The organism is Thermoflexibacter ruber (genome assembly GCF_900113045.1).
Classification (GTDB): domain Bacteria; phylum Bacteroidota; class Bacteroidia; order Cytophagales; family Thermoflexibacteraceae; genus Thermoflexibacter; species Thermoflexibacter ruber.
This window is the reverse complement of the sequence record NZ_FONY01000018.1, coordinates 41,992-64,922: the sequence shown is the minus strand read 5'-3', so window position 1 is coordinate 64,922 and position 22,931 is coordinate 41,992. Positions and strand designations below refer to the sequence as shown.

Below are 22,931 nucleotides of genomic sequence, written 5' to 3'. Positions count from 1 at the left end.
TCATTAGTCATACAAGTTGCTGATATGCATTAACTTATCAAAATTAAGAATCCTAATTCTTCTTTTATCTATAGCGATAAGGTTCTCGTCCTTAAACTCAGAAATAGTGCGTATAGCTGTTTCTTTCACCGTGCCAACCAGACTCGCCAAATCTTCTCGGGTGAGATTGATATAGGGCTGTAGTTTTGCTTCCTTGCCCTCGTGAGCGTTTTTACCTGCCAAAATCAGTAGAGCTTCTGCAATGCGTCCTCTTACAGGTTTATAAGCAATATTGCTTAGTTTATTTTCCATTTCATCTGCATCTCTACAAATCTTTTGCAACAAAGCCTCATAAAACTTTTTGTTGTTTTGCATCAGGTTAAAAAACTCAGACTTAGGTACTAAGCAAATAGTAGTATCTTCTATGGCAATGGCTGTATCGCTGTAAGGACGGTGTGCTACCAAGGAGCGATAACCTAAGAAATCACCTGGCGCAGCTATTCTCATAATCTGTTCCCTCCCATTGCTATTGAGTTTGCTGATTTTTACACTACCTTCATAAATACAATACAAGCCAATAGGCATTGCATTTTCATGAAAAACTATTTGCCCTTTCCTGTATATATTGCAGGTTTTCACCTGACTAACATGTTGCACTTCTTCTTGCTGGCATAAACAGAATAGAGAGTCATTTTTTATGCTACAGTTTTCACATTTAGGAGGTACGAATTTCATGATGCTAATTTGATTTTATTAGTACTTAAATAATTGATTTACAGCAAACTCAATTAGTCTAATCGTTACTAAATTCTATCTACAAATATAAACAATTTATTTTCATTTCCAAGACTAACTTTTACCTTTTTATAGATAATCCTTTTTTACTAACCTACAATAGCCACAATAGATTCCCGTAAAACCTTTTTATTCAAAGATACAAACAAAGTCATTATTATCTGCTAAGCGTATATATCTCATTTTCAATATTTTTCCTTGCTTTCTGCTCATAATCTTGACCATAAAAGTAAAAAATTTTCTCTCTTTCCAAGAAAGATTGTAAGGCTTTTTTCCGTCCTGCTTTGTATAGAAAATCAGGATAGATACTGTATTCTTGGCGAATTTGGGCAGTGTACTGCTCATAGCGGGCTGATTCACTGGCTAAGATAGAGAGGTCAGCGTCTAAAAAGAACTGTAAATCACCAGCTTCTGGTGCTGGTAAGTGTTTTTTTGTAGCTAAAATATAGCTACTTACTTTCTCTATTTTACTTTGCTCTACTTTCATTTCTTTCAATATTTTCTCAGCAAGCAAAGCACTTTTTTCCTCATTGTTACTTTTAGAAGCATGATAGACGATGTCATGAAAAAAAATAGCCAAGTAAACACTCTCCGCATCTTGCAAATGTTCTTGATGTGTTTTTGCCTGAGAAAGCAAGTCAGCAATGTGATGCAAATTGTGGTAATGCCGCTGTTTTTGGCTATAAGCCGTTTGAATTTGACTTAATATCTGCTTACTTTCGCTTTGTGAAAGGGCATATTTATTAGAGATTTCCTGCCAAATGAAATTAATAATCTGCATTTTGATATTTCAACATAGTTTATTTTTCTATTTTTGCTCAAATTGAAAGCCTGCATGTAAAATTGGCTTCTCAAGCAAAGTTAAATTGGCTAAATTTATAAATTAATTTCTTAGAAAACATGAAAAATCTTACTTCTTCTATTCGTGTGTTAGTAGTCGGTTGTGGAAACATGGGAGCATCTCATGCTACTGCCTATAAAAATATAGAAGGTTTTGACATTTGTGGTATTGTTTCGACAGGAAAAAGTAAAGAAGTGCTTAATGAAAAGCTGGGGGGTGGTTATGATTTATTTTCAGACTATTACCAAGCTTTAGCCGTTACTAAACCTGATGCTGTCTGCATTTCTACCTACCCAGATACCCACGAAGACTTTGCTATCAAGGCATTGGAAGCAGGCTGTCATGTTTTTATAGAAAAACCCTTAGCAGACACAGTAGCTGGAGCAGAAAGGGTCGTGGAAGCAGCAAAAAAGGCGAATAAAAAGGTGGTCGTAGGGTACATTCTGCGGCATCACCCTTCTTGGGCAAAATTCATAGAAATTGCTCAAACCTTAGGTAAACCTTTGGTAATGAGAATGAACCTAAACCAACAAAGTCAAGGAACGATGTGGGACGTACATAGAAACTTGATGAAAAGCCTTAGCCCTATTGTAGATTGCGGGGTGCATTATATAGATGTGATGTGCCAAATGACCCGCTCTAAACCTGTGCAGGTAAGTGCCATAGGAGCAAGGCTAACAGAGGATATTCCCGAAGGCAATTATAATTACGGGCAGTTGCAAATTCGCTTTGAGGATAGCTCGGTAGGCTGGTATGAGGCAGGTTGGGGACCGATGATGAGCGAAACCGCCTTTTTCGTCAAAGATGTCATCGGTCCAAGGGGCTGTGTGTCGATTGTAGCCAAAGAAGCTGGAGGTAGTGGTAAGTCTGACAACGTAGATGCCCACACTAAAACAGAATCTCTGAAAGTACACTACGCAGACATAGATACTCAAAATAAGTTTATAAGACCTGACCAGTGGATAGATTTGAAAGATGAACCTGACCACCAAGAACTCTGTAATCGTGAACAAGCGTATTTTTTAAAAGCAATTAAAGAAAACTTAGACCTCAGCGAACACTTAGAAGATGCAGTGAATAGCCTAAAAATTGCCTTTGCCTGCGATGAGTCAGTAAGGACAGGGGAAGTAGTAAGGCTTTAAAAATTAACATTACTATTCAAAAAAGTTAAGTTAAATTTCTCTTAATTGCAACCACCCTCCTTTTATCACCGTCAAGGGTTTAAAGTTTTTTAGTACTAAGAATTTTTTATTCCAATTTTTGCTTTGCCCTCCCGCGCGCAACAGGGTAAAGAGAAAATTTGTTTAGCAGCTTTCTAACCACGTGGGAAAACTGCAAAACGAAATGTCTTTACTTTTTCGCAAACTTAAACTTAATTTATTTACTACCATGAAAAAGGTACTACTTGGCTTCTTAGCCTTTCTTGCCTTTCACTTGGCTGTGTATGCACAGTCGAGTTTGCTTACCGAGCAAGTCCAGCAATCAGATTTGATAGTAGAAGGCAAAATCATCGCTCAGTCTTCTTTTTGGAATCCTGACCGCACACTTATTTACACCAAAAATACCGTAGAAGTTTACAAAGTATTCAAAGGCAATGTTTCCTCAGAGAACATCGACATCGTTAGCATAGGCGGGAAAGTCGGAGATAAAATGATGACTACCGCCAGCCTTATGCCACAGCAGGGAGAAATAGGCTTGTTTTTAGTAAAACAAAAGCAAAAACAAAATGAAATGCTTACGCAAGGTTTTGTTTTGTACGATGTGTTGCAGAAAAAAGCCTTCTCCGCTACAGGCTTTTTATTTGAAAGCGTAGAAAATGACTTGTATGGTGTTTTAAAACAACAAACAGGGCATAGTTTCCAAACCAAAAAAAGTACTTCCTTTTTTCTTGAGCCTAAGCCGCGCAAGAGTAATGCGAGGACGGAGTCTATTGAGATAGAGTCGTTTGTCCCTGCTACTGTTACAGGGGGAACTCGTACCAAACTTACTATCAACGGGAGTGGTTTTGGTGAGCAGAGAGGTAGAAATGGGAATGTGTACTTTTCCAATGCAGAAACAGGTGGAAGCACGTTAAAACCTCTGATTGAGGATTTTGGGTGGAATGTGAACGAGTCAGAGTTGATTAGCTGGTCAGATACTAAAATCGAGGTTTATGTACCCGCCTTTGCAGGAACAGGAACGATTGCTGTCATCAATGATGAAAAAGCAGAAGCAAGAACGATTGCTCCTCTGACAGTAAATTATTCTGTACTGACTACCCCTACGGGCTGGCTTTTCCCTCCACGCCCCAATCGCACCCCTGCCGCTAACGCCAATTTGGTAAACAAAAATAACAAAGGAGGCTATACCATTTTTACCTCTCCTACGCTTTTTGAGGACAGAAATGATTTGACCGTTTTTAGCAATGCTCTCAGTACTTGGCGATGCAATACAGGAGTAAACATAGAATTAGCAGAATATCAAAGCGATATAGATTTTGGCTTCAGAGGGGTAAGCTCCCTGATTATCACAGGAGATTATTTAGGGACACTGCTCTCTGAGGTGTATTTTTATTATGACAATTGTGATATAGGCAGTGGGGAAAATTGGAGATTGGACGAGTTTCAAATCGTGATGAACTTAAACGCTTTGAAAAAACAAAATATTGACATAGAAACCCAATTTTTGCACCTCTTAGGCAGGGTAAGTCAGTTAGGTTATGTCAATGTTCCCTCCGATTTGATGTACTACAAACTCAATCCGGGAGAAAAGAAAACCATTAGCGATAGAAATAAGCAAGTTACTGCTTTTGTACTTAATCAAAGTAGTACCCCAAAAGATTGCGGACCCCAGCCTATGCAAGCAGTAGGGGCAGACGCATGTAGAAACACCATACAAGCCCCAATTGCTCGCTTTTCTGCTGACCAAACTGCCCTTTGCGATAAGGGAGAAATTACCTTCAAAGATGAAAGCCGCAATGCGGTTACTGTTCAGTGGACATTTACAGGTGGTACACCTGCAACTTCTACTGAGAAAAATCCAATAGTAACTTATTCAAATGCAGGAACTTACGATGTAACTATGGTAGCAACCAATCCTATGGGGACACATACAGAAACCAAAAGAGGCTATATCATAGTTGGAAAATCAGGTGAATTACAACTCAACTTGAAAGATACCGTAGTTTGCCAAGGGACAGTAGTCAAATTAGATGCGGGCAATGCGGGGGCAGGTGTAAGCTATCTTTGGTCAAATGGAGCAACGACCCAAACCATAGAAGTTCGCAATGCGAATACTTATACGGTAGTAGTTACTAAAAATGGTTGTTCGGTAAAAGGCAGTGCCAGAGTAACTTTTGCCAATACGCCAGCTGATGCAGGAGCAAATATTTTTGTATGCGAAGGGGAAACTGCTAAGCTCAACGCCACAGGAGGTATAGCCTATAAGTGGTCGCCTGCGGAAGGACTTTCCAATGTCAATATTCCTAACCCTGTTGTAACTGCTACAAAAACAAGAGTTTATTACGTAGAAATTCATACAGGAGGGGCTTGTGGCATAATCAAAGATTCTTTGCTGGTAACGGTAACTCCACGTCCTAAACTCTTTTTGGCAGATACGACTATTTTTTGTGGTGTTGGCAGAGGTTTCCCCTTAGTCGCAGATAGCATTTCTTGGAATGGTGGACAGCAGGAGGGCGTAACTTACCAATGGAATACAGGCGAAACTACGCCAAACATATTCATTAATAGAGAAGGAAAATATTGGATAACAGCCACAGGTAGAGGAGGTTGCGTAGTAAGAGATACTACTGTGGTAAAATTTGTAAAAGAAATTACTGCAACCATTACCCCAAGTAAAGCAACCATTTGCGAAGGAGAAAGCATAGAACTAAAAGCGAGTGGTGGGCAAGTGTATGTTTGGAAACCCGCTGAGGGTCTTTCTAATCCTAATATTCGCAACCCCATTGCCAGCCCTAAAAGCACTACCACTTACACCGTTTCCGTATCAAGCGGAGGTTTTGATGCTTGCCCGCCAGCTATCGCAGAGGTAACGATTACTGTTCTTCCCAAACCTGCACTAAACTTAGGCGAGGAGATAACTACTTGTGATACAGTAGTAGTCTTGGATACCAAAATAGCCAATGCCAAATATTTGTGGTCTGACGGAAGCATAGATAAGAATTTAAGAGTCAGAAAATCAGGGACTTATAAAGTTCAAGTTACAACTGAAACTTGCAAAGACGTACTGATAGATTCTGTAAAAGTAAATTTTGTAAGTTTAAATCTGGGAAAATACACTGTGAGTTGCAACAAAGAAGTGGTCTTAGACACCAAAATTCCAAATGCAAAATACCTATGGTCTGACGGAAGCACAGGACAAACTTTAAAAGTTACTAAATCAGGAAAATACAAGGTGAGCGTTACTTTACAAGACTGCAATAAAACCCTGACAGATAGCACAATAGTTTATTTGCCCGAGCTTAACATAGGCAATGGTCGCGATTCTATGCGTTCTTGCAAGCCCGAAGTGGTCTTAGATGCCTTGAATGGCTTACCAGCGGCAGGTGTGCCCGAAGTAGAATTTTTGTGGTCTGACGGTAGCAAAAACCAAATCTTGAAAGTAAATAAAGAGGGTTGGTACAAAATCACTATGAACCGCAAAGATTGTAAATTGACGCTTAGGGATAGTATTTACGTGAGCTTCTTCAGAGTAGATTTGGGCAAAGACATCGTTACTTGTGAAAAAGAAATCGTACTAAATGCAGGAAACCCTGGCGCAAAATACCTGTGGAATGATGATTTAAAAAGCACCACTCGCACATTAAAAGTTACTCAATCAGGTATTTACAGCGTAACCGTAACAGATACTTGCGGCGCAGTGGGGCGAGATACTATTCGGGTTACTTTTAACCGCCTCAAAGCAAACATTACCCAAGATACGATTTTAGCTTGCCAAACTCCTTACATCTTAGATGCTGGCAACAGAGGCATCGCCGCTTCTTACTTGTGGAATGATGGCAGCAAAACCCAAACGTTGAGCATAGACAAAGACGGGCTTTATACCGTAACTATGGAAGATTTTTGCAAAAATCAGTTAGTCAATAGAGTATATGTAACTTTTGCAAAACCTACGCTTGCTTTCCCTGATACGATTCACTCCTGCCAAGATTCTGTGATTTTGGATAGCAAAATCAAGCAAGGAACTGCTACTTTCACTTGGTCTGATGGTTCTACTTTGCCAAAACTCAAAGTAACAAAAGCAGGAAAATATTGGCTCAGTGTGCGAACTGCTTGTGGAGAAGTATTGAGTGATACGGTACAAGTCTTTTTCTATAAAGCTCCCAAAGTAGATTGGACGTATCAAATCAGCTCTTCGCAAGGAGGCTCTGTAGTCTTTACCAACAACACCATAGGTGAGGCAAGTGATGAATATTTGTGGGATTTTGGCGATGGAAAAACAAGTACACAAAAGAACCCTACGCATATTTTCCAAGAGGTGGGTATTTTCAAAGTGTCGCTCACTGTCAAAAGTAAGTACTGCGGCACCGTACCCAAAGTAGAGAAAAATGTCAATATCACCGTAGCAAGTGCCAACGATAACCCATACGCCAGTAGAGTAAACGTCTATCCTAATCCTTCGGAAAATGGCAATTTTACTTTGAAACATACGCTTGGCAATGGGGCATTCGCAGTAAAAATTACGGACTTGATGGGTAAAACATGGAGTTTGTCAGAAATCCAAGGAGCAGAGTATCAGTTGGATTTGTCTGTACTTCCTAAAGGAGTTTACCTCTTAGAGATGCAAAACGGACAGTACAGAGTAGTAAAAAAATTGGTGATTCATTAAAAGCCAAAAATAGCAATTATTTACCACAAGAACACAAACACTACAAGTCCTGTATTTTCTTGTGAACTTGTGGTAAATCAACCAAGTAAAACAAGTTTTTTAAAATACAAAGTTTTAAAATATCAATGACATGAAAATTCTAAATAAAACCATTCATTTCCTTGCCTTATTTGTGGCAATTGGCTTGCTTACTGCCTGCCCTAAAAAAGTTACAACGCCCAAAACTTTGCTAGAAATCCTGTCTAAAAATTGGAAAGTATCACGAGTACTCATCAATGGGCAGGTGGACAATGCAGGAAATTACAACAATTTCCGACTCTTGTTACAGCAAAATGGTACGTATGCTGTTACGGTAGGAGGCGCACCTGTGAGCGTAGTCATCAATCCCAGCAACAACGGAAAGTGGGAAATTGGCAGTGGAGAAACCCAAATCATTTTTGACAAGGGAACGGCTAATGAGTTTGCTGTTACTTTGGTAGAAAAAACCGAAAGCAAACTTACTATTCGCTTTAAGATTCCTCCCAGCATCAACAAAACCGAGCCTGAATACACTTTCGAGTTTGTTCCAGCTACCTAAAATCACAAGCAGCGAGATAAAGAAAACTGCTTGATACAAAAATATCAAGCAGTTTTTTGTTTTCTAAATGGTTTGCTATTCAATTTGTTAAATTAAAAAAAAATGCACCCAGAAGGATTCGAACCCTCAACCCTCAGAGCCGAAATCTGATATTCTATCCAGTTGAACTATGGGTGCTTAATTGATAGTACAAAGTTAGATAAAAAATTAAAATCCATAAAATTTATTGTAGGTTTCATTTTTCTAAACTTATTAAAAAAATTGCCTTGATAGTTTATAGTATCAGGATTCACATTTTAAGTTTACTATTACACACACATAAAATTCCTTCATATCTCTCAAAAGTAAAATAAATTCACTAACATTGCTACTTAGCTTATCCGCTCAATCAAATGTCTTTATCTCAGAGTTTATTTTTTATTGGACTGTTCATTCTTGTAGGTTTCTCTTCCTGCCAGCCTGTGCTACTCTCAAAGCCCAAAGCAATAAAAGGTGTTTTAGACCTTAGCCAATGGGAATTTGAACAAGGAGGCATCATAGACATCAATGGGGAATGTAGGTTGTATTGGCAACACTTGCTTATGCCCAACCAAGAAAGTGAAGACTTTGTTTTTCATACAATTCCAAGCAAATGGAATGGACTACGCTGGAAAGATGCTATCTTAGAGGCAAAGGGCTATGCTACTTATCGTTTGCACATCTACCTCAACCCTAAGTATAAAAACAAGAGATTAGCCTTCAAAATAGGCTACATCAATACGGCGTATAACTTTTTTTTGCAAAATGAAAAACTTGGAGGTGTAGGTAAAGTAGCAACCCAAGAAGAAAACCATATTCCCAACATCAATCCGCAGTTTTATGCTTTTGAGGTTAGGCAAGATACCTTAGACTTGCTGATTCAGGTAGCCAATTACCAAGACCGTTACGGAGGACTTACAGGTACATTCAAAATAGGGCTTGAAAATCAAATTATTGGGCAGCATCAAGCAAAAACTAATTACTTGTTTTTTGTTTTAGGAATTTTAGTAGTGATGGGGCTTTATCACCTGAGTTTGTATTTTTTTAGGAAGAAAAATAAAGCCGCTTTGTATTTCGGCTTGCTGTGTTTTACGATTTCTTTGAGAATGTTGGTAACTGATGAGTTTGTCATTACTGATTTTTATGAAGATACCTCTTTCCAACTCTCAAGCAAAATTTCCTATCTTACGTTTTATTTGGGACTTCTTTGTGCCGCCTACTTTTTTCATGCAGTCTATCCACAAGACTTTTCCCTCAAAGTTTGCCAAGTAGTCAAGTGGGTAGCATTTGCTTACTCCATAGTAACTTTGTCTAGGGAAATTGTTTTTTACTCTAAGTTCTTAACAGGCTTTCAAGTTTTTACCCTTGTTTTTCTTGCTTATACGCTCTATTTTACAGTAAGAATTGTCTTTTTGAGGCGAGAGGGAAGCATCACATTTTTGGTCGGAGTAGTTTGCATCATAGCAGCAACGGTCAATGATTTGCTCCATGCCAACGAGGTAATCAATACATTCATCGCTATTCCTTTGGGATTATTGGCGTTTATTTTTTCTCAAACTTTATTGCTATCTTCCTTATTTTCAAAGGCTTTTCAGAAAGTTGAGGATTTGAGTGAGGAAATGCGTCAAATCAATAACAACTTAGAAGATATAGTAAAACAACGCACCGATGAGCTGGGCAGTGCCAATAGTGAATTAGCCATAACCAATGAAAAACTGAACCAAGTCTTGGAAGAAACACAGCAAACCTTAGAGATTGTCAATGAACAAAGAGCCAAGTTAGCAGAAACTAATAGAGAGATTACCTCCAGCCTGAACTATGCCCAAAGAATCCAACAATCCATTTTGCCAAATATCAGTCTGATGCAAAGAGTATTGCCCGAGTCTTTTGTATTTTTTCGCCCTCGCGATATAGTAAGTGGGGACTTTTATTGGTTTGCAGAAATTCCAGAGCAAGCCAAAATCGTGCTTGCCGCCATTGATTGCACAGGTCATGGCGTTCCCGGTGCTTTTATGACTATGATTAGTCATCAGCTTTTAGATGAAATAGTCATAGAGAAAAAAATTACCGAAGCCGACCAAATCCTCAATTCCTTGCATAGAGCTGTCCGTAGAGTAATGCGTCAAGAGGAAACAAGCAGTAGAGAAGGCATGGATTTGTCTTTAGTAGTAATAGACAAAATCAATAGAAAAATGGAATTTGCAGGGGCAAAAAATCCAATTATTTATCTCCAAGAAGGCAAATTGCATCACTTGAAGGGAGATAGGATTTCCATTGGCGGGGAGCGACAGGAGCAGGAGCATTTGTTCAATAAACACCTCATTGACCTATCTTTGCCTACTACTTTTTATATCTTTTCCGATGGCTACCAAGACCAATTCGGTGGGAAAATACAAAGGAAGTTTATGCTTTCTCAAATGAAACAAGTATTTTTAGAGATTTATCAAGCACCTGCCGACTTTCAAAAGCAATACATAGAACAGAAGCTAAAAACTTGGATAGAAGAAGGAAATGAAAGCCAAACTGACGATATTCTGGTTATCGGGGTAAAAGTATTATAACACTTTCAAATCTATTTTATCATAATTCATTGTCCATGTCAGAAAAAAGAGAGGAATATTTTATGCACGAAGCCTTGCGTTTGGCTCAGCAAGCGGCACAGCAGGGAGAGATTCCTGTGGGGGCAGTAATAGTTTATGAAGATAAAATTATTGGACGTGGTTATAATCAGACAGTTACACTCAACGACCCTACTGCCCATGCCGAGATGATTGCGATTACTGCCGCTACTCACGCCATAGGCTCTCGCTATTTGAGCGAATGTACGCTTTATGCCACTTTAGAGCCTTGTGTCATGTGTGCTGGGGCTTGCTACTGGGCGATGCTCAAAAAAGTAGTGTATGGAGCAGGCGATGAGAAAAATGGCTGTACCAAAGTAGGCGTTTCTTTGTTTCACCCTAAAACACAAGTAGTCAATGGTTTACTTGCAGAAGAAGCAAGTATGCTCTTAAAGGATTTTTTCAAAAAACTGAGGAAATAGCTATCACAAATCTATGCTTATCAGTACTAATGGAATTTCTCAAATACATTATCAAAAAGATACTCTCACCACAGTCAGGGCTATATCAATGGCTAAAAAATAGCTATTATCGCTTAGGAGCATCTTGGCGACCCGTTTATATCACTGATTTAGACGATATACTTAGGCAATATGCCGCCCTGAGAGAAAGCAATGTTTTTTTTATCAATATCGGGGCAAATGATGGCATCACAGAAGACCCCATTGCCGAGTATGTCAAAAAACATCAATGGAAAGGCATTATGGTAGAACCTGTTGGCTACTTGTTTGAGAGGTTAAAGCAAAATTATCAAGGGTTTTCTATTGCATTTGAAAACTCAGCCATCGCTAAGCAAACAGGCAAGCAAAAATTTTATCGCACTGCTCCTTCCTTAGCACTTCCTGATTACTATGAAAGAATGGGAACGCTGAACAAACATTTTTTGCTACAACACGGAGCCGGCACTCCCAATTTGAAGGACTATATCATAGAAGAAGAAATCAACTGCTTGTCTTTTAATGATTTAAAAAACAAATATCAATTTTCACAAGCACAACTCATCTTGATAGATACCGAAGGGCAAGATGCTGAGATTTTACAAAGCATAGATTTACAAGCACTTAACACAGAAATAGTTATTTTTGAGCATATTTTTTTGAGTTTTAGCTCTTATAAAAAAATCTTACTCCTTTTAAGAAAACAAGGCTTCAAAGCATACAGAGTAGGCAGAGATACTATTGGTGTAAAAAATACGCTCAGCCTAACCTAAATCCTAACATTAAAATATCGTCTATCTGCTTGTGATGCAAGCCCTTCCATTTGGTAATTTCTACGTCTAAGATTTCTTTTTGCTCTTGCATAGGTTTGTGATGAATCGCAAGCAAAAGTTCCTTCAAGGCTTTGATAGTAAATTTTCGTCCATGCTCACCCCCAAATTGGTCGGCATAGCCATCTGAAAACATATAGACAGCTGTAGGCTGCTGAATAGAAATTTCGTGCTTTGTAAATGTTCTATTCGCCTCTTTTTGTAATCCACCAATAGCGTGCTTGTCAGCTTTAAAATATTGTAACTCATTATTTTGAATGATAATGAGCGGATTGTTTGCACCTGCATACTCTAAGATTTTATCCTCCTGCCTCCAAACACACATTGCTAAGTCCATGCCGTCTCTATTTTCTGTTTCTTCTTGCTTGAGGGCTTTTCTCACGCCTTTGTGCAGTTCATTAAGTATTAAATCAGCTTCTGTAATATGTCGATTTTGCACGATTTCATTCAATAAATTAAAACCCATCATAGTAAGTAAAGCACCGGGTACGCCGTGTCCTGTACAGTCTGCCGCTGTAATGAGAATTTTATGAATAGGGGTGTCTTTGTGCTGATTATCAGGGTATTCAGTATGCGTAAACCAATAATAATCACCACTTACTATATCTCGGGGCTTAAATAAAATAAAACTTTCTGGCAGTAAAGTTTGCAAAGTAGCCTCGTCAGGAAGCATAGAATCTTGGATACGGCGGGCATAGTTGATGCTTCCTGTAATTTTTGCATTAGCTTCTTTGACTTCGTGATAGGTTTTTTGGAGTTCTTGACTTTGCTTCTCGATGTTATCTCTTTGGGAAAGGATTTCTTCTTTTTGCTTCAAAATTTCCATATTTTGTAAGGCAAGTTTCACTCCTGCCTTTTTCTTTTGCTGGTAAGCATAAAAGACTACGAAACCCAAAATAAATACTAAACCCAGCCCGCCTATGAGCGACCTTTGCACCAGTTTGTCAAATTCAAGTTCTTTTTTGAGTTTTTCCTCCAAAAGTTTAGCGTTTTCTTGACGTTGTTGGAGGATAAGTAGTTGTTTTTGTTGCTCTTTGGTTTGTCGGTTCATTTTTTCCTTTTCGCTCTCTGCGGCGAGGAGTTTTCGCTCTTGGTTGAGGATTTTTCCTTCTTGGGCTATTTTCTCAGCTTCCGCTAATTTTGCTTTGAGCTGGGCTTCCAAAACTTTTCTCTTGTTTTCTTCTTCTGTTTTTCTTCTTAGGTTGTCGTCCAACATGGTAAAAAACCTAAAATACTGTATAGATTTCTCGGCATTGCCCATTTTTTCATAGTTTTCTGCCAAACGACCATAACAGTTCCTAATGAGTTCTTCGTTGTCGAGTTCTTTTACTGCTTTCAAGGCATCGTTTTCCAATATCTGTACGGCTTTGTCATATTGCTTAAGTTTTGAGTAGGTATCTGCAATAGTAAGCCATGCAGAGGCAATGCCCTCTTTATCTTTTTTAAACTTTCTAATTTCTAAGGTTTTATAATAATAATTCAATGCTTCATCAAAGTAGCCCATGTCAGAGTATAGAGAGCCAATATTATGATTAATCATCGTGATAGCGTTGTTATTGCCTATGCTTTCATTGATAGAGAGGGAGCGTTTGAAATAGTCTATGGCTTCTTTGTTGTAACCATGTTCCCAGTAGATAAAGGCAATTTTATTGAGAAATTGAGTAGCTTGATTGGGGTCAGAGGCTTGATATTTCTCTGCCATGTTTTTTGACTCAGCTATAGCCATTAGCTGATTTTCAGGAATAGTTCCTCTTTGCTGTGCTTTTAATGGTTTAAAAGGGGTACAAGCAAGCAAGAGCACTACACAAGTAATTTTTAACAAGGGGTAACGCATAGTGTAGTAGATTTTATTTTGTCTTCTTAATCGTACAAATATAATAATTTGTCGTTAATTTACTCTATTCTAACGACTTTTCATAGACTATAAAATCATAATCAAAGGGATTTTTTTCATCTTTGATATGCGATTTTCTACTTTTTTCTATCCATATTTTTTTGTCTATTTCTGGGAAAAAAGCATCGCCCTCAAGGTAAGTATGCACCTCTGTAACATACAATCGATGAAGCAAGGGCATTGCCAAGCGATAAATCTCTGCTCCTCCTATGATAAAAAGCTCTTTCTCACCTTGTTCTTTAGCATAAGCAATGCCCATTTCCAAAGCACTGACCCACACCAAACTTTCTACCTGTTCCTTCAAAGCGTCCGCTCCTCTGCTCAAAACTATACAAACTCGCTGGGGTAGAGGCTTGCCGATAGACTCAAAAGTTTTTCTCCCCATCAAGATATGGTGGTTCAGGGTGAGTGCTTTAAAATGTCGCAAGTCGGCGGGCAAGTGCCAAGGCAGTTGGTTGTTTTTACCAATGACGTTATTGAGAGATTTTGCTACAATTGCTGAGATTATCATAGTAAAGAAAAGGTTTCATAAAATCTTTGAAAGATAGTAAACTCATTGATTCCTAATTTTTTGCTGATTTCCAAGATTTTCTTGTAGTCAAAGGCAGACACTTTTCTTGGAGTAAAAAAGGGTTCTTCTCTGTCTAAAAATAAAAAGGCAAGCAGTTTGGTGAAAAGCGGCGGAGTAAGGGCAAGCAAACTTTCCCTGTCTAAGTGCTGTTGCATACACATCACCTCCTTACTGAGTTGATTTTTTTCTAATAGGCTTTCTACCATTAATCTAATGACTTCTAAAAATCTATCTTCCCACTCCTCAAAGTGAATGACCAAAGATTGCAAGGCATGGACTATCGGGTCGCGCTTGATAAAGTAAGCATCTTGGGAGAGTTGGCGAGCTTTTTTGTTGAGCATCATTTCCTCAAAAAAAGTAATTTCACGATTTGCTAAAGCTATACTTACCGAAGGCGTGAGTAGCATAAAAGCGGCAAAATCATCTGCTTCTATTTCTGCAAAACATTGTTTTATTTGGCTAAAATCTTTTTGCAAAGTTGATATTTCTTTTTTTATCAACTCATTATCAGCAAGTTCTATAATTTCTTCTTTAGTGAGCATATTCAAAAATAAGTAATTTCTGTTAATCTTATCAAGTTTCAACAAATATTCTTTCCTGCTTAGGAGTTCGATTTTCCAAAATTGGAGATGACCGATTTGGGAAATCAGTGCTACAGCTATATAGTTTCCTGATGAATATTTTTAACTACTTCGTTTAGCTCCTTGATGTTGTCGTTAATGCTTTGCAGGTAAAACTTAGTCGTATCTTCGGAAGGTTGGTATTCCATAGCTAATAATTGAATCAGTCCCAAAATCCTTGCTAAAGGAGCGCGAACTTTGTGGGCATTGTAAAAAGCATAATGGACAAGTTGTTGGTTTTGTATCTCTAACTGCTTGGTGCGCTCCTCTACCAATATCTCTAATTTTTGGTTGAGATAGGTAATACCTTCGTTATACGATTCAATTTCTTGGTTTTGAACCATAATATCTTCATTTTGCTTGGCTAATATGCGCTCCCTTCTCAAAATTAGTTTCTGCTCTCTGATGTATTCTTGACTGATAATCAATCCAATAGAAATATATAAAAAGTTGTCTGTGGCAAAGGTGATGAGTAGATTAGTAGGATATAGTTGTTCAGGAATATAAGGCTTGAAGCACTCTGGGCAGGTAGCCTGTGCATAGGCAATGCTTAGCAAGGAAAGGCTATAAAATCCCAGAAGATAATATCGCTGGGGAGTAGGAAAAATCAAGGTAGTAATAAAAAAAAGGAGATATATATTGACCATGCTATAACTGTACAAGCCGTAAGTAAGCACAATACTGAGCATTATCAAAAAAAAGTTGAATATGATTAAAGGTAAGATGATAGGGCGGTGTTTTTTTTTGAACTTGATCAGATAGAAGCCCCAAAAATTGATAAGAAAAGCAACGCTATTGATAGCTGCAAATAGATAACTACCCCGCCAGAGATTATATAAGACATATCCCAAAGTAATCGCCCAAACAGTCAGCAAAAAACGAGTTACTATCAATATGCCCAGAGCCAGCATATCATTTCTATCTGATAGTATTTTCATAGGTTTAGCTCTTGAGTAGTGGTTAGAATTTGATTGACTTCTTTGGTAAGCATATCCAACTCATTGCTTAGGTCTTGTATTTGAGGAAGGGTATCCTGAGCATTTGCTAAGCGATTTTGTAACAAAAGAGCAGAGATATGCTCTGACAGAGCAGTAAGTTGCTGCAAGGGTTGCTGGATTTTTGAGTTGTTAAAATTAGCATAGCTATTGATTTGCTGGTTTTGCTTAGCTAACTGAGCGGTGCGTAGGGCTACTTTATCTTCTAATTGCTCATACAAGATGCTTAATTCCTCGCGCTGGGCTAATATCTCTTGTTTTTTTTCCTTAATCTTCTGTACTTGCTGTTCCAATTTTTCCTGTTGTGCTACTGCTCTACTTTTTTCTTTCAAATACTCTTTTTGAATAAGAAAGCCTAAATAGACCATCATTGAGGCATAGATAACAAAATCAAACAATTTCTCGGACAAGGGCTGTACTACGTAGAGATTAGGGATAAACTGTGGGTATTTGTACTGGATATAGAAAAGACAAGAGGTAACTATGATATAAAAAATCAAGAGAACTGAGCGGGTATAGGAAGTGAAAATAAGCGACCAAAGCAAACCTGTAAGTAGAAAATTGATTTTGTTCTCATCAAAAAAACCTTTGTTGAGAAAAAACTCTGTGATACACAAGGAAAATATAAGAAGAGTTACTAATAAAATAATGGTTTTGTAAGCATATTTGTACTTAATCAGGTAATAACTCAGCATACATATTACTGCCAAAGCAGCACTCACTGCGGCTGATAAAAAATGTTGTTGAAAAATATCAAAAATGGTATAAATAGAGGAAACAATTATTATAAATGAAATAAGTCCATAAGCTATTTTTTCATTTAGCTCATACAAATAAGGTTTTACATGCATAAACTTTTAATACTAAATATATGTATTGTTAGACTAATTTCAAGCAAAAAACTTGACATTTTCCACCTGATTAGATAAGTCAAAAAATATAATACGCACAATTATCTTACACGCAAAAAGCACTTTGCCAAAGCCAAGCCATGTACCTGAGCCTCTATGTAGGTTTGTAAGTCTTCATAGCTTTCTTGAGCATGCTTAAGAAAGGCAGAAGCCTGACCGTAGATAGCAGGAAGTTGGATTTTGTTGATGTAATAGTACCCGTCCAAGTAGTTTTTTACTCCACCAGAGATAATGACTTGCTTACACTTCATCTTATCTCCTAACTCATGGATAAGCAAGTTAGTGAACTGTATCATTTCCTCAGCACTATGTCCTATCTTAGCCAGATTTTCGTATATCATTTGTTTTTGGGCATTGCTTCTGAGCAGTTCTAATTGGGCGAAGTTTGTGCCTCCGCTTGCCGCAAAGTCTATGGCTTCTAAGGGAAGTTGGAAAAGTGCTTTGAGGCTCTCATAGCCCATTCCCTGCCCCACTTCTTTGACAATCAGTTTTAAATCAGTAAGTTGCAATAGCTCGCTGATAGTGTCTATAGGTGGACGAGTAATCAAATCGCCCTCTGGCTGTAGCCATTCTTGCAAAGGATTGACGTGGATAATCAGTCCATCTGCTTCTAAGCGTTTGACCAATTCTTCTACTTGGTGTACTGCTCCTTCAAAGAGCATTTTTTCCACTTGAGCAATACCCAAGTTGGCAAATAAAGGTTGGTTTCCTATGAGTTTCCTTACATTGAAATCCTCAAAATACTCATTGGAATATAACAACTGCCTGCAAGACCCTAAACCCATGCCCATGCCGTATTCGCCGCAGGCTCGCGCCAGATGGTAGTTAATTTTTCTTGCCCAAGCTGTCCCTCCCGTCATGCTCGATACCCAAATAGGGACTTTCATTGTTTTGCCTAAGAAAGAAAAAGAGGTTGTTTCTTTTTTGGGGTGTGCGGCTAAGATAGGCTCGTAATAAAATCTACTATCTATTTTGCTATGAGCAATTTGAGATTTGAAAGCTAAACTAATGTGGTCTTGCTTTCTGGCAGAGGCATTTGAGTCTTGTATTTCTGTTTCCAATCTAATGAGGTTTTATGGGTTCTGTTTAATGATAAAACCAAAACAAAATTTGCAAAAGCAAAGTTATAAAAAAGCTATGGTTTTTAGAGAATTTCAGTTTTTGAAATGCTATTTTTGCAAAGCATTTGTTCTTTGTAAGCTATCCTTGTGCAGGATTTTCTTGACACACGAGCTTTTACCGTTTGAATATTTATTTATTGTTTAAGTACTTTTATACACCATGAAAAAGTTTTTCCCTGTTTTTGCTTTATTTATGCTTGCCTCTGTGGCTTCTTTTGGTCAGGAACTTACTTGGAAAATCTTGGCTGACGTAAGTTGGGAACGTAAGTACAATAAAGAATATGATGAACACATCAACTACCCTAAGTTTGGCAACATAGTGAAGCCTTTTGACAAGAAAGAGGTAATTATTAAAGGTTATTTGTTGCCTGTAGAAGTAGAGGGAGATTATATCGTCATTTCTGCTTTCCCTTACCAAAGTTGCTTTTACTGTGGAGGGGCAGGGGTAGAATCAGTCATGGAGGTCTATCTCAAAAAGAAAAAAACAGTGAAAGCTATGCAAATCAGGGTAAAAGGTAAATTGGAACTGAATGCCACTGACGTAAACCATCTCGTTTATCTACTCAAAGATGCCGAGATTGTAGAGGAGATTAATTGACAGAATATTTTTTATCTGTATTTGCGTCCTATTCTCCAAAGCTCAATCGGGATTCTAATAAGGTCTATTAGCTTTATTTTGCTTGCACCTTTTTCCTCCCACTGATTGAGTGGGAGTTCGTAGATAAGTGTGACAGGATTTTCTAAGTCTTTCATTTTCATTATTCTAAAAACTATCTCTACATCAAAGAGCCAAGGAGAAATAAAAGATTCCTTAAAGATTTCCTCTACGATTTCGCTCTTTATGAGCTTTGCGCCGCACTGCGTATCGTAAAAACGAAGATTGAGCATAGCACTGACTATCGTAGCAAACACGCGCCCAAAATAGTGCCTAAATAAGTAACGCTCTATTGATGCTCCCATGCGACTGATACGCGAGCCAGCCACTAAAATTAGATGTGGTTTTTGCACAACTAAGTCGATAAAAAAAGGAATTTCAGAGAGAGGTGTGGCAAGGTCTGCATCTAAATAACCGATATAGGCAAACTGCCTTTGTTTTGCTGTGTGCAGGATTCCCTGCCTTACTGCTTCTGCTTTTCCCTGATTTTTAGGTAATTGTAAAAACTGAATCTGCATACTGTTCGCCTTATGCAAGTTTTCTAATAGCTGGGCAGTTCCGTCTCTGCTTCCGTCATCTACGAAGCAAAAATGCACAAAAGGATACGTTTGACAAAATTCTAAAAATGCTTCGGCGTTTAATCTTTTTTCCTCATTAAAACAAGGAATAATAAATACAAACTTCAAATTATCACTCAATCTTTTAATAATTTGGGGTTAGAAAAATACAACAGCAATAGATTTAGCATATAGCAAGCCAAAATAGACAGAAAAGGGTAGGCTAAAATAAAATATCTATACTCTATACGGCGAAGTACCAAAGGGCAAAGGGCAATGATATAAAGTGGAATAAGCAAAATAAGCCATTGATTAACAGCAATTTGCTTAAAATTAGCAATACTATAAAAGACAAAAGATAGCCCTACAAGTAACGTAAAATAGTAAAGCCCTGAATAAATAATTTTTACTGTTTTTTGAAAAAAATTCTGCTCGGCAAAAGGCAAATTGCTTAAATAATATGAACCACTGTGGAAAAGAAACTTAGGCAATAACCTAAGTGGAGCTACTATATAAAAATAAAAAGGTTTCTCCTCTATGAAAGACTGACGATACTTGCGAAGGAGAGCCGTTACTTGTCTATCCGCCTCCATTCTTTCTGAGCCTGAGAAGGTAGAATCATCGGTAATTGCATAGATTTTCTTTACTTTTTCCAGAGAGTCTGCATTGTAAGCAGATGTAAATACGTACTCTGGTAAGTCTTTGAAAGATTGGTACTTATTGGGTAAATGATTGATTTGTGGCATTTTATAAAACAAAACCATTTCAGAATCAGGATTCCACGAAACCATGTCCCCTCCCCAAGACTGCACAAATTCCATCAAAGCCAAAAATTTGCCTTCTTTCAAACCTGCATGTACATCTGTAACTACAGGAATAAATTTACCAAAATGTACGTAATTCCTTGTAATCCATATAGCTTCGGTAACTCCTAAGACTAAGTTAAAACTCAATATGACTTTGGCAAGTACAGGGAAAGAAAATATTTTTTTAAAAAAAAGATAAATTAAGTACAAATTGAGTAATACCCAAATAGGCAGGATATAAGGACGCATTAGGATAGCCCAAGTCAAAAAAGCCCCTGACAGTACATAATGCCAAGTATTTTTCGCTGAGATAAAAAAGTAAAAACTGATAATAAAGGCAGATACAAAAAAACTTTCCGTGAGAATGAATAAATCATAAAAGGTTACGAATGAGTTAATTCCATAGACAAAGAAAGTGAAATAAAATACCTTCTTTGAAGGGAAAATAAAGTAGGCTATTCTTGCCAAAAGATAAGTGGAAATCATGGAAAGAATGATTTGTAATAAAAAAGTTAAATTTTGTGCAGTAAGTTCATCAAAAAATAAACTTAAGGGAGCAAGTACCAAATCGTACCCGGGCATTCGTCCTGCATAAGGACTAAGTACACCCTCGTAGATTCTTCCAAAAGTGAAATATTTAGCTACATTTTGGGCAGTGTGCAGATAGTCAGGACAATCGCCACTACATATTCCTATCAATCCATCTCCATTGAGTAAGTGGAGATTATAAATAAGGAATAAGATAACCAGCGTTTTAAGAAGTAGAGCCAACAAAAGCCAAAACCAAGTATTTTCTATTCTTGCCATTTGTTTTTTTGAATTTAGTAAGGCAAAGGTAAATTTTTTTGCTTGCTTTCTCCTATTATTGCATTTTCAAAAATTTGATACAGCATGACAGGATTGGCCGTAGGGACTACTTATTTTTTTAGCTTACTTGCTTCACTTACCTTATTTTATTGCATAGGGAAAGCAGTGAGGTGGTATTGGGTAAGGAGTTTTATTCCAAAAAATTTTTTCTCAGATATTTTCTTTAGTCTATTGGTTGGACAAATAGTGAGTGTATTTCTCTACACTATTTTCTGCTCCAAAGGGCAAACTATCCAATGGGTTTTTCTTGTCCCTGCCTTTTTTATCATGAGAAAACTCAATAAAAATCAGAAAGTTGCCCTTTCAAGAAATACCTGCTACCCAAAGCTATTGGCTATTTTGGCGGTAGTACTGATTTGTTTTCTTTGGGAAGCCGTTTTTTTCTTGCGAGCTGATGGTTTCCCTTTTACACTTACCTTTATAGACAATGTTTATTACAGCAAACTTGCTCATTTTTTGGGAGTTACAGGGCAAGAAAACTATTGGTGTATGGAAGACTATGTACTTGGCAAAGATGCAGAAGGTATTGCCTTGTATCATTTTTATGAGATGTGGCTGGGCAGTTTGCTCAGTCGACTTTTTGGACTGCTTACCTTACCTACTTTTCTGCTCGTAGCGCAGCCGACTTTTCACTGCATTGGTTTTATAGGTGTATTAGCTTTGATAGAGCATTTTTATCCTCAATTCAGTATTTTTCAACTTATTATCGCTTTCTTATTACTATTCGTCAGCGCAGTTTATTTCCAATTTTATGGAAAGATAGAATTTTTAAAATACGCAGATATTATCTTTTTTAACTTTTTGAGTCATATCGCCAAAAAAACAGGAATTTATTACGTATTGCTGCTTGCTTTTGTGCTTTTGCTTCATCAAAAACAGAGAATTATCGCATTTAGCACTCTTTTTTGCTTACCTATAATGACAGTAACTGCTTTCCCTTTCTTAGTGGGAGGCACAGGGTTGATGCTATTTATCTCATTTATTTTTAAGATTTTAGAGCGAAAAGAGGTTTATGTATTAGCTCTATTTTTATTTGTTTTCGTAGTAAGTTACTTGGGTATCTACTTATTGTTGCGAGATACCAATGCAGTAATGACACCTACCTACGCTTTATCGGGCTTTTTAAAAAATAATTTGGGAGAATGGTGGACAAAAATAAAATTAATTGTAGGAACAGGTATGCAAGTTGGCTTACTGCTAAGTCCTTTTGTCTTATTGATTTTAGTTTCGGTAAAGCCACAACAGTTAGTTTTGATTTGGAAAGAACACTCAATTGCCTTTATTTTTTCTTTGACTTGTTTATTGGCAGGATTGATGACTTGGGCAGTCCTTAATCAAATAGAAGATATGTTCCAACTTTTTCTTGTTACACTTTCTGTTTTGAATGTAATAATCATATATTTGATTATCAGCTATGTAAAAATCTTTTCTTTTTCAAGTTGGAAGCAATGGGCGATTAATTTTACTTTGTGTGTGGTACTGATTTATAATGTCTATCAGCAAATAGAGCGACAAAAATTCCAATATCCTCAACGTCAATCACCCCTGAATCTGTATGCTGGCTACAGCGAGAAATATTTAACACAACTCTCCTCTATGATAAAAAAAGAAACAATCAAAGGTTTAGGAGGCTCACTCATTGCAAAGGCAGACTACGAAAATTCTCCTTATGCGATACTGCCTCACATCATGCGCTTGGGGGAATACTTAGGATTGATGAGTAATGACTGCTATACGGTTTCGCTCAATGATTTAGACCTCCCTGACAATAAATTAATAAGGGAACACTACCTTATCAAACTCCCCTTTTTCTATTTTGTAGAGGAGCAGAAAAAGAGAGGAGAGTTTAAAGACATAGATAGTAGCCAAATTGCTTTTATTCAAAAATACCAAGTCCGATTTCTTATTGTTTCTAAAAATGCTCAAATCAGCGAAGCCTTACAATCCTTAGTGAAAGAAACAATCATAGACGAAATGTCTGGGGAAAAATTTTTATTGCTTTTTTGAATTATG

At 37.5% G+C, this 22,931-nt stretch carries 18 protein-coding genes and 1 tRNA gene; 8 read left to right on the top strand and 11 right to left on the bottom strand.

Annotation, left to right across the window (positions count from 1 at the left end; genetic code table 11):
- Nucleotides 1-3: 3 nt before the first annotated feature.
- Nucleotides 4-618, bottom strand: a complete 615-nt coding sequence (locus tag BM141_RS11125) for a Crp/Fnr family transcriptional regulator (RefSeq protein ID WP_221407668.1) — start codon at nucleotides 616-618, stop codon at nucleotides 4-6.
- 313 nt (nucleotides 619-931) lie between these two features.
- Complete coding sequence (locus BM141_RS11120) at nucleotides 932-1,555, bottom strand: HD domain-containing protein (protein ID WP_091545209.1); 624 nt, start codon at nucleotides 1,553-1,555, stop codon at nucleotides 932-934.
- Between the two features lie 119 nt (nucleotides 1,556-1,674).
- On the opposite strand from BM141_RS11120, the gene BM141_RS11115 reads away from it, so the two are divergent.
- From BM141_RS11115 to BM141_RS11105, 3 genes are all read left to right on the top strand, one after another.
- A complete protein-coding gene (locus BM141_RS11115; protein ID WP_091545206.1) occupies nucleotides 1,675-2,757 on the top strand; it encodes a Gfo/Idh/MocA family protein in 1,083 nt (360 codons plus the stop codon).
- A gap of 202 nt (nucleotides 2,758-2,959) precedes the next feature.
- The gene (locus BM141_RS11110; RefSeq protein WP_143090897.1) at nucleotides 2,960-7,441 is read left to right on the top strand and encodes a PKD domain-containing protein; all 4,482 of its coding nucleotides are present in this window, start codon (nucleotides 2,960-2,962) and stop codon (nucleotides 7,439-7,441) included.
- Between the two features lie 130 nt (nucleotides 7,442-7,571).
- The gene (locus BM141_RS11105; protein ID WP_091545203.1) at nucleotides 7,572-8,018 is read left to right on the top strand and encodes a hypothetical protein; all 447 of its coding nucleotides are present in this window, start codon (nucleotides 7,572-7,574) and stop codon (nucleotides 8,016-8,018) included.
- Nucleotides 8,019-8,121: 103 nt separating this feature from the next.
- On the opposite strand, the gene BM141_RS11100 is transcribed toward BM141_RS11105, so the two are convergent.
- Nucleotides 8,122-8,195 (bottom strand) — tRNA-Arg (locus BM141_RS11100).
- 215 nt (nucleotides 8,196-8,410) lie between these two features.
- Here BM141_RS11100 and BM141_RS11095 point away from each other — a divergent pair.
- The 3 genes from BM141_RS11095 to BM141_RS11085 are packed head-to-tail and all read left to right on the top strand — an operon-like array spanning nucleotide 8,411 to nucleotide 11,864.
- Nucleotides 8,411-10,597: a 7TM diverse intracellular signaling domain-containing protein gene (locus BM141_RS11095; RefSeq protein ID WP_091545200.1), complete on the top strand. Its 2,187-nt coding sequence runs from the start codon at nucleotides 8,411-8,413 to the stop codon at nucleotides 10,595-10,597.
- 35 nt (nucleotides 10,598-10,632) lie between these two features.
- A complete protein-coding gene (locus BM141_RS11090) occupies nucleotides 10,633-11,076 on the top strand; it encodes a nucleoside deaminase (RefSeq protein WP_091545198.1) in 444 nt (147 codons plus the stop codon).
- A 29-nt stretch (nucleotides 11,077-11,105) separates the two neighbouring features.
- Complete coding sequence (locus tag BM141_RS11085) at nucleotides 11,106-11,864, top strand: FkbM family methyltransferase (RefSeq protein ID WP_091545195.1); 759 nt, start codon at nucleotides 11,106-11,108, stop codon at nucleotides 11,862-11,864.
- Here BM141_RS11085 and BM141_RS11080 read toward each other — a convergent pair.
- From BM141_RS11080 to BM141_RS11055, 6 genes are all read right to left on the bottom strand, one after another.
- Nucleotides 11,851-13,755: a tetratricopeptide repeat protein gene (locus BM141_RS11080; protein ID WP_091545193.1), complete on the bottom strand. Its 1,905-nt coding sequence runs from the start codon at nucleotides 13,753-13,755 to the stop codon at nucleotides 11,851-11,853. The genes BM141_RS11085 and BM141_RS11080 overlap by 14 nt on opposite strands.
- A gap of 64 nt (nucleotides 13,756-13,819) precedes the next feature.
- The gene (locus tag BM141_RS11075; RefSeq protein ID WP_091545191.1) at nucleotides 13,820-14,326 is read right to left on the bottom strand and encodes a dihydrofolate reductase; all 507 of its coding nucleotides are present in this window, start codon (nucleotides 14,324-14,326) and stop codon (nucleotides 13,820-13,822) included.
- Nucleotides 14,323-14,928 carry a hypothetical protein gene (locus BM141_RS11070; protein WP_143090896.1) on the bottom strand — a complete coding sequence of 202 codons (606 nt, stop codon included), beginning with the start codon at nucleotides 14,926-14,928 and terminating at the stop codon, nucleotides 14,323-14,325. Before BM141_RS11070 ends, BM141_RS11075 begins: the two co-directional genes overlap by 4 nt.
- Nucleotides 14,929-15,044: 116 nt before the next feature.
- Nucleotides 15,045-15,944 (bottom strand): phytochrome family protein, encoded by a 900-nt coding sequence (locus BM141_RS11065; RefSeq protein WP_091545186.1) that lies wholly within the window; start codon nucleotides 15,942-15,944, stop codon nucleotides 15,045-15,047.
- On the bottom strand, nucleotides 15,941-16,852 hold the full coding sequence (locus BM141_RS11060; RefSeq protein WP_091545183.1) for a coiled-coil domain-containing protein: 912 nt from the start codon (nucleotides 16,850-16,852) through the stop codon (nucleotides 15,941-15,943). The genes BM141_RS11065 and BM141_RS11060 overlap by 4 nt, the downstream gene beginning before the upstream one ends.
- A 101-nt stretch (nucleotides 16,853-16,953) precedes the next feature.
- Nucleotides 16,954-17,973 carry a beta/alpha barrel domain-containing protein gene (locus tag BM141_RS11055; protein ID WP_091545180.1) on the bottom strand — a complete coding sequence of 340 codons (1,020 nt, stop codon included), beginning with the start codon at nucleotides 17,971-17,973 and terminating at the stop codon, nucleotides 16,954-16,956.
- A 220-nt stretch (nucleotides 17,974-18,193) separates the two neighbouring features.
- Here BM141_RS11055 and BM141_RS11050 point away from each other — a divergent pair, with 220 nt between their 5' ends.
- Entirely contained in the window at nucleotides 18,194-18,631 is a 438-nt protein-coding gene (locus BM141_RS11050) for a hypothetical protein (protein ID WP_091545177.1), read from the top strand.
- A gap of 11 nt (nucleotides 18,632-18,642) precedes the next feature.
- Here BM141_RS11050 and BM141_RS11045 read toward each other — a convergent pair whose 3' ends face one another.
- Both BM141_RS11045 and BM141_RS11040 read right to left on the bottom strand, forming a co-directional pair.
- Nucleotides 18,643-19,386, bottom strand: a complete 744-nt coding sequence (locus BM141_RS11045) for a glycosyltransferase (protein ID WP_177217346.1) — start codon at nucleotides 19,384-19,386, stop codon at nucleotides 18,643-18,645.
- Nucleotides 19,383-20,858 carry a hypothetical protein gene (locus BM141_RS11040; RefSeq protein ID WP_091545171.1) on the bottom strand — a complete coding sequence of 492 codons (1,476 nt, stop codon included), beginning with the start codon at nucleotides 20,856-20,858 and terminating at the stop codon, nucleotides 19,383-19,385. The genes BM141_RS11045 and BM141_RS11040 overlap by 4 nt, the downstream gene beginning before the upstream one ends.
- Before the next feature lie 84 nt (nucleotides 20,859-20,942).
- Here BM141_RS11040 and BM141_RS11035 point away from each other — a divergent pair, with 84 nt between their 5' ends.
- Complete coding sequence (locus BM141_RS11035; protein ID WP_091545168.1) at nucleotides 20,943-22,925, top strand: hypothetical protein; 1,983 nt, start codon at nucleotides 20,943-20,945, stop codon at nucleotides 22,923-22,925.
- Nucleotides 22,926-22,931: the final 6 nt, after the last annotated feature.